The sequence below is a fragment of the Gemmatimonadota bacterium genome (assembly GCA_016209965.1).
GTDB lineage: Bacteria > Gemmatimonadota > Gemmatimonadetes > Longimicrobiales > RSA9 > JACQVE01.
Map to the genome: position 1 here is coordinate 1 of JACQVE010000354.1, position 6,881 is coordinate 6,881.

The 6,881-nt window shown below is 68.7% G+C and carries 7 protein-coding genes; 6 read left to right on the forward strand and 1 reads right to left on the reverse strand.

Annotation, left to right across the window (positions count from 1 at the left end):
• Positions 1 to 189: 189 nt before the first annotated feature.
• The 6 genes from HY703_14155 to HY703_14180 all read left to right on the forward strand — a co-directional run bounded on the left by HY703_14155 (position 190) and on the right by HY703_14180 (position 6,549).
• Positions 190 to 1,572: an ISAs1 family transposase gene (locus HY703_14155; GenBank protein MBI4546327.1), complete on the forward strand. Its 1,383-nt coding sequence runs from the start codon at positions 190 to 192 to the stop codon at positions 1,570 to 1,572.
• A 61-nt stretch (positions 1,573 to 1,633) separates the two neighbouring features.
• Complete coding sequence (locus HY703_14160) at positions 1,634 to 2,065, forward strand: transposase (GenBank protein ID MBI4546328.1); 432 nt, start codon at positions 1,634 to 1,636, stop codon at positions 2,063 to 2,065.
• Between the two features lie 540 nt (positions 2,066 to 2,605).
• Positions 2,606 to 2,947, forward strand: a complete 342-nt coding sequence (locus tag HY703_14165; GenBank protein ID MBI4546329.1) for a hypothetical protein — start codon at positions 2,606 to 2,608, stop codon at positions 2,945 to 2,947.
• A gap of 73 nt (positions 2,948 to 3,020) precedes the next feature.
• Positions 3,021 to 4,535, forward strand: coding sequence for a DDE-type integrase/transposase/recombinase (locus tag HY703_14170; GenBank protein MBI4546330.1), 1,515 nt, complete (start codon positions 3,021 to 3,023; stop codon positions 4,533 to 4,535).
• 218 nt (positions 4,536 to 4,753) lie between these two features.
• A complete protein-coding gene (locus HY703_14175; GenBank protein MBI4546331.1) occupies positions 4,754 to 5,593 on the forward strand; it encodes an ATP-binding protein in 840 nt (279 codons plus the stop codon).
• Positions 5,590 to 6,549 (forward strand): AAA family ATPase, encoded by a 960-nt coding sequence (locus tag HY703_14180; GenBank protein MBI4546332.1) that lies wholly within the window; start codon positions 5,590 to 5,592, stop codon positions 6,547 to 6,549. The genes HY703_14175 and HY703_14180 overlap by 4 nt, the downstream gene beginning before the upstream one ends.
• 135 nt (positions 6,550 to 6,684) lie before the next feature.
• On the opposite strand, the gene HY703_14185 is transcribed toward HY703_14180, so the two are convergent.
• The gene (locus tag HY703_14185; protein ID MBI4546333.1) at positions 6,685 to 6,861 is read right to left on the reverse strand and encodes a hypothetical protein; all 177 of its coding nucleotides are present in this window, start codon (positions 6,859 to 6,861) and stop codon (positions 6,685 to 6,687) included.
• Between the last annotated feature and the right edge of the window lie 20 nt (positions 6,862 to 6,881).

Sequence of the window (6,881 nt, forward strand, 5' to 3'; positions counted from 1 at the left end):
CCCGATCGGATTCTCTTCTGCTTTTAAGGTGCTGGAGCAGTCAACGGCTGCAACCCACGCACGGTGCAAAGACCATACGGGCCTTGTACGGCCCGGCGCGGCAGATGTCAAAAGTGAAAAAGGAGGGCGAGCAGCGAGTACAGGGCGGTGTCGTTCATCGAGTTCACAGTTTGGCATGCATGAGGATGGATGATTTTTCTGGCGGTTGAGCCCGGGGTGTGTTCCGGTGAGCGCATGGCTGACACCGAATTGCTCCCGTCTCTGCCCGGGCTGCCCGCCCACGAACTGCGCTTGATTCACCCCGAGGAACGTCTCCGTTTCGACGAAGAGCTGTGCGCTCGGCACTATCTGCGCAATGCCAACCTCGTGGGCGAGACGCTGCGCTACGTTGCGGTGGCGCCCGACGGCCGCTGGCTCGCCTTGCTCGCGTGGTCCAGTCCGGCGCTGCACTTGCGCCCGCGCGATCGCTGGATCGGCTGGGCCGAGCCCCAGCGCGCCGCGCGGCTGCGCCTCGTCGCGCAAAACAGCCGGTTTCTCCTTCTGGCCGAACGCCACCACTATCCCAATCTGGCCAGCCACCTGCTCGCCGCTTGTACGCGCCGGCTGGCCGAGGACTGGTGCGCGGCGCACGGCCACACCGTGCTCGTGGCCGAGAGCTTCGTCGATCCCGAGCGGTATGAAGGAACCTGTTACAGCGCCGCCGGCTGGACGTCCTTGGGCGCCACGGGCGGATTTGCGCGTGACCACCGCGACTTCTATGTCGACTTGGAGCATCCGAAACAACTCTGGGTGCGGGCGCTTCACCCCCAGGCCTGCGCCTGGCTGCGCGCCGAGTCGCTGCCGGCTCCCGTGGCCGCGCAAGTGCCGGAGCCGTCTCCGCCCTGCCCCTACAAATCGGCCCAGCTCGACTCGCTCTGGCAGCGTTACCACGACCGGCTCACCGACCCGCGCGCTCGCCGCGGCCAGCGCCATCTGCTGGCCACCATCCTGACCATCGCGGCCGCGGCCACCGTCGTGGGCGAACGCGGCCCCAAAGGTTTCGCGGCGTTCGCCGCCGAACTGAGCCAGCCGCAACGCCGTCACCTGCGCTGCCGGCCGCACAAAAAGACGGGTGCCTTGATCGTGCCCAGCGAACCGACCTTCCGCCGCGCCTTCAAGCGGCTCGACCGCGCCCAGTTTCATGACCTGCTCGCCGGCTGGCTGGCCGAACACGATCCGGAAAAACTCACCGCGCTGGCCGTCGACGGCAAAACCGTCAAGGGCTCGCGGCAGAAGGACGGCCGCCCGGTGCACTTGATGAGCGCCGTCGCGCACCACACCCAACGCCTGCTCAACCAGATTCCCATCGCGGAAAAATCCAACGAGATCCCCGCCTTTCGCCCGCTGCTCGAACCCCTGCCTCTCTGCGGCACCCTCGTGACCGCCGACGCCGAGCACTGCCAGCGCGCGCATGCGCAGTTTCTCGTTTACGAAAAAGGCGCCGACTACCTCTTCCTCGCCAAGGGCAACCAACCCACCCTCGAGGCCCTCGCCCAAAGCAAACTGCCGGGCGATTTTCCCCCCTCGGGATAAGACAACCTACGCCCAAACCCACGACAAAGGTCACGGTCGCCGCGAGTGGCGCCAAATCTGGGTGGCCCCGACCGATCCCTTCGCCACGAACTTCGCCGGCGCCGCCCAACTCGTGCGCGTGGAGCGCCACGTCTGGAAAGGCAAGGCGATCACGCCGACCATCACAGTGGTCTACGGAGTCACCAGCCGCGCCGCCCTCGAGGCCAACCCGGACCAGCTCCTGGCCGCGGTGCGGGAACATTGGAGCGCGATCGAAAACGGCCAGCATCATCGCCGCGATCGCACCTTCCGGGAGGACAACAGCCCGGTGCGCGACCCCAATGCGACGCCCTGCTACGCCGGGTTGCGCAGTATGGCGATCTTCTTGTGCGGGCAACAAAAACGCGCCCAGCGCCGACCCCAAGACTATCACCTGCCCAACTTCCTGCGCTGGGCCGGCAACCGCAAGACGGCCGTGATTCGTTGGTTCACGACCGCCTACCATCCCCCGTGAGATCGAGTCGTCGCGCACGTTTTTCGCTGCCCCATCGCCGCGCCCGCGCGCCGGTGCCGGCGGCGCGTCGGCCCCGACCGCAACCAGTCGCCCCGCCCGGCCCAAACCGACCTCGCGCCTTGGCGAAGGCGCGGGCGCCGCCGCGCCGCGCCAGCCTCCCCACCGCCGAAGCATCCGCCACGCCTCCGCGCCCACTCACACCCCGAACGACTTTGACACTGCCCTGAGAGCCAAACGGTGAGCCCCCGCGGAGTTGTTGCTCCGCGGGGGCTCGGTTTCCTCGAATGGAAGGTGATGAACAACTCAAACGAGGGAAAATGGGGCCAGGCTCATCTGGCGGATCAGAAGCTGTGGCGACTGCTGGAGAAGGTCGATTACGATCTGCTGCAAGGCGCCATGGCGGCGGCCTGCCGGTGGTGCGGCGGCAAGTTGCACCGCGCGGATTACAAACGCCAGCCGCGAGGCGGACCGGACTGGGACCGCCGCTTCAGCGCGTGTTGCGCCGAGGAGGGCTGCCGGCGGCGGCACACGCCGCCGTCAGTGCGCTTTCTGGGGCGGCGGGTTTACGTTGGCTTGGTGGTGGTGCTGGTGTCGGCGATGGTGCATGGCCTGAAGGCGGAGCGCGTGCAGCGCATCCGGGAACAACTGGGGATTGACCGGCGCACGTTGGAGCGTTGGCGGCAATGGTGGCTGACGACGTTCGTGCAGAGCGGGTTTTGGCGGACGGCGAAGGCACGGTTCATGCCGCCGCTGTGCGAAAAGACGCTGCCGCGGTCGCTCGCGGAGGCGTTCGACGCCGAGGGCCCGGAGGGGCTGCGGCGGTTGCTCGAGTTTTTGGCGCCGCTGACGACGCGCGCCGTGCGGCCGGATCACGTTATGTGAAGGGCGCTTGCACTCCCGCACAGGATGCCAGTGGCGGGACGGCGGCGGGGGCGGCACAACCGCGTCCGTGCCTATGAGAACCATCCCTTCGCATCCAACTGACGAATACCCTTCGCCGCGGTCCGCGCAGCGCTGGGCGCACCTGCGCTTCAGCGTCGTGGGGCCGCTGCTCATGGCGCCGCCTGCGCCGGGCGGGCTCCAGGTCGAACTGGCCCGGCTCGCCCAGCGCAAATGGCGTCACCCGATCAGCGGGGCCTGGGTGTCATTCGGCCGTTCGACCATCGAGCGCTGGTATTACGCGGCGAAGCGCGCGCAGCGCGATCCGGTCAAGGTGCTGGAGCGCAAAATCCGCTCCGATCACGGCCGGCACAAGAGCGTGCGCGCCGCGCTGGCCGAGCGGCTGAGGGTGCAATACCGGCAGCACCCGAGTTGGAGCTACCAGTTGCACGCCGACAACCTGCAGGCCGTGGTGGCGCAGGAGCCCGCGCTGGGACCGTGTCCGAGCTATGCCACGATCAAGCGCTTCCTGCAGGCGCACGGCCTCATCAAGCGGCCGCGGCGCGGCCCGGCGCACAGCCCCGGCGCGGCGGTGGCCGAGGCGCGCTTCGAGAGCCGCGAGGTGCGCAGCTATGAAATCGAACACGTGAACGCGCTGTGGCATCTCGATTTTCATCACGGCTCGCTGCGCGTGCTGCGCGCCGACGGCCAGTGGTCGTATCCGGTGCTTTTCGGCACGCTCGACGATCGCTCGCGGTTGTGCTGCCACGCGCAGTGGTACTGGAGCGAAGGGGCGCAGGAACTCTGTCACGGCTTGAGCCAGGCCTTCCAGAAACGCCTGCTGCCGCGCGCCTTGCTGGACGACAACGGAGCGGCGATGGTGGCCGCGGAAACCGCGCAGGGCCTGGCGCGGCTTGGGATCATAAACGAACATACGCTGCCCTACAGCCCGTACCAGAATGGGAAACAGGAACATTGGTGGACCCAGGTGGCCGGGCGGCTTTTGCCGATGCTGGAGGGCGTGCCGGCCCTGACCCTGGCGCAGCTCAACGAGGCGACCCAGGCCTGGGTCGAGATGGAATACAACCGCAAGGAACATCGCGAACTGGGCATGAGCCCGCTCCAGTGCTACCTTGAACACAAGGACGTGGGCCGGCCGGCGCCGAGCGCCGCGGAGCTGAAGCTGGCGTTCACCGCGGAGGTGCGCCGCGCCCAGCGCCGCTCCGACGGCACGGTGAGCGTGGGCGGAGCGCGTTTCGAGATCCCGGCGCGCTACGCTCACTTTGCCACCGTCGCCGTGCGCGTGGCCGCGTGGGATCCGAGCCACGTGCACCTGGGCGATCCGCAGACCGGCGCCGTCCTGTGCCGGCTGTATCCTCTGGACAAGCACAGGAACGCGTCCGGCCGGCGCGCGACGCGGAGCTCACCCCTGCCCACGACGCCGGCCCCGGCCGGCCCCGCCGGGATGGCGCCGCTGCTGCAATCCCTGATCGCGCAGTATGCCGCCACCGGGCTGCCGCCGGCCTACCTGCCCAAGGACGAGCTTTCAAACCCGCCGGGCTCACCGCCGCCGGCCACCTCGTCGCCCTGACCCCGCGGGCTCCAGCTCTCACTTACGGTTCGGAGGATAGGGCGCTGCAGGAGTGCAACCCGAGCGCCGAATCGTGCCGTGGATTGCGGAAGCATCCGCCGGCCCCGGGGCCTCGGCCCGGGGCCGGCCAAGGTGGCCGCCCCTCCCGCCAGGGATGACTCCGCAAGCCATGGCTCCAAAGCGAAAAACTCCTCTCTCCTCCTCTCGTTGCCTTCCTCATGCACAAGAAACTGCTCTCGTTATACAGCCTGAAGTTCAATCCGTTCTCCTCCGACGTACCGGTGGAGGCGCTCTGGGTGCCGCCGGCGCTCGAAAGCTTTTGCTGGAGAATCGAACAACAGATTGGCGAAGGCGGCTTCGCCCTGGCGATCGGGGAACCGGGCTCGGGCAAGTCGGCCGCGTTGCGCGTGCTGCGCGCCCGCCTGAGCGCCCTGCGCGAAGTCCAGGTCGGCGTGCTCACGCGACCGCAGGCCGGCCTCGCCGATTTTTACCGCGAGCTGGGCGAGCTGTTCGGCGTGGCGCTCGCGCCCCATAACCGCTGGGCCAGCGCGAAGGTCCTGCGCGAGAAGTGGCACCAGCATATCGAAAGCTCGCTCTGCCGCCCCGTCCTGCTCCTCGACGAAGCGCAGGAGAGCTGCCTGCCGGTCTTGAACGAGCTGCGACTGCTCGCCAGCACCGAGCTCGACTCGCGCTCCATCCTGACCGTCGTGCTCGCCGGCGACCGCCGGCTCGGGGCCAAGCTCGACAGCCCGGAGTTGTTACCCCTGGCCAGTCGCATCCGCAGCCGCCTGCGCGCCGAAAGCCTGCCCGCGGCGCAACTGGCCGAGTGCCTCGCTCACCTGCTCAAGGCCGCAGGCAACCCGCGGCTGCTCACCGCGCCGCTCGTGCAGACCCTCTGCGAACACGCCGCCGGCAATCTCCGGCTCCTGATGAACATGGCCCACGAGCTGCTCGCCGCCGCGTCCCACCAGGAGCGTGAGACGCTCGACGAAAAACTCTACTTCGAGGTCTTCGCCCTGGACCCAAAGCCCGCGGCCAAACGGGGGCGCGCCGCATGAATGTGCTGCCCTTCCAGCGCGCCAGCGCCATCCCGACGGAATCGGCCGCGCTCACGCGCTGGCTCGTCGAGGGCCTGTGGTCGGAACAGGCCGTCGGTATCCTCGGCGGCGAGCCCAAGTGCTGCAAAAGCTTCCTCGCTTTGGATCTGGCGGTCAGCGTCGCCTCCGGCGCCCCGTGCCTGCGTCGCTATCCCGTTCGCCAGCGTGGCCGCGTGCTGCTGTTTCCCGCCGAGGACTCGCTCGCCGTGGTGCGTCGCCGCCTCGAGGGCATCTGCGCGGCAGCCGACGTCGGTTTCGAATCGCTGAGCGTGGACGTCATCACCGAGCCGGTGCTGCGGCTCGACCGCGACCAGGACCGCGAGCGGCTGGCCGCCACCGTCGCGGCCGTGCGGCCCGTCCTGCTCATCCTCGATCCGATGATCCGCCTGCACCGCGTCGATGAAAACGACGCCTCGCAGATCGCCCCGCTGCTCTCCCATCTGCGCGAACTGCAACGCCGCTTTCAAGCCGCCGTGCTCCTGGTGCACCACGCGCGGAAGGACTCCAACGGTTCGCGGCCGGGGCAGGCGTTGCGCGGCTCGAGCGAGTTGCACGGCTGGGGCGACTCGAATCTCTATCTGCGCCGCCGGGGCGCGCAGCTCACCCTCACCACCGAGCACCGCGCCGCGCCTTCGATCGACGACATCCCGCTGCAGTTGACCGAAGCCGGCCCGGCGCTGTCGCTCACGGTGGCCACCGGCGCTCAGGGCGATGCCGCCTCGGCCGAGCCCACGCCGCTCGCGCGCGTCCGGCAGGCGCTCCACGAGATCGGCGAGCCCACCTCGGTTGATCGCCTCCGCAAGCTCTGCGGCATGCGCACCGCCTCCGTTTGCGAGGCCCTCGCCGAACTCGTGCGGCAGGGCATCGTCGCACAGGACCTCCGTGGCTACCGCCTCAACCCGGCGCAAGCCGCGTGACCGTCCGTTTCCCGTTTCCCGCCTATAGGCCCCCTTGGGAAGGGAAACGGGAAACGGCATCGTATCGCTACCGTCACCCCGCACCCCGTCCCTCAAACAGCGCGCTTGCCGCGCCATCAAATAGCGCGCTCACGCTCACTTGCGCGCACTGTCCCGACGGGCCGTGAGAAACTCGACCGCGGCTTCACCGATACGACGGACGCGTGGGTCCGGGTAATCCAGCAGGCGGGCGAAGCAAACGCGCTTGGCCTCGTGGTGGTTCGAAATCGGCCCCGTGGACGAGCCGCCGATCACGTCACTGGCCCACATCACGTGGTCCTCCGTGTAACCCC

Bases quoted from the DNA above. Each gene is read 5' to 3' on its own strand.
- HY703_14170 (MBI4546330.1), top strand. From the start codon at position 3,021: ATGAGAACCATCCCTTCGCATCCAACTGACGAATACCCTTCGCCGCGG.
- HY703_14175 (MBI4546331.1), top strand. From the start codon at position 4,754: ATGCACAAGAAACTGCTCTCGTTATACAGCCTGAAGTTCAATCCGTTC.
- HY703_14155 (MBI4546327.1), top strand. From the start codon at position 190: ATGATTTTTCTGGCGGTTGAGCCCGGGGTGTGTTCCGGTGAGCGCATG.
- HY703_14180 (MBI4546332.1), top strand. From the start codon at position 5,590: ATGAATGTGCTGCCCTTCCAGCGCGCCAGCGCCATCCCGACGGAATCG.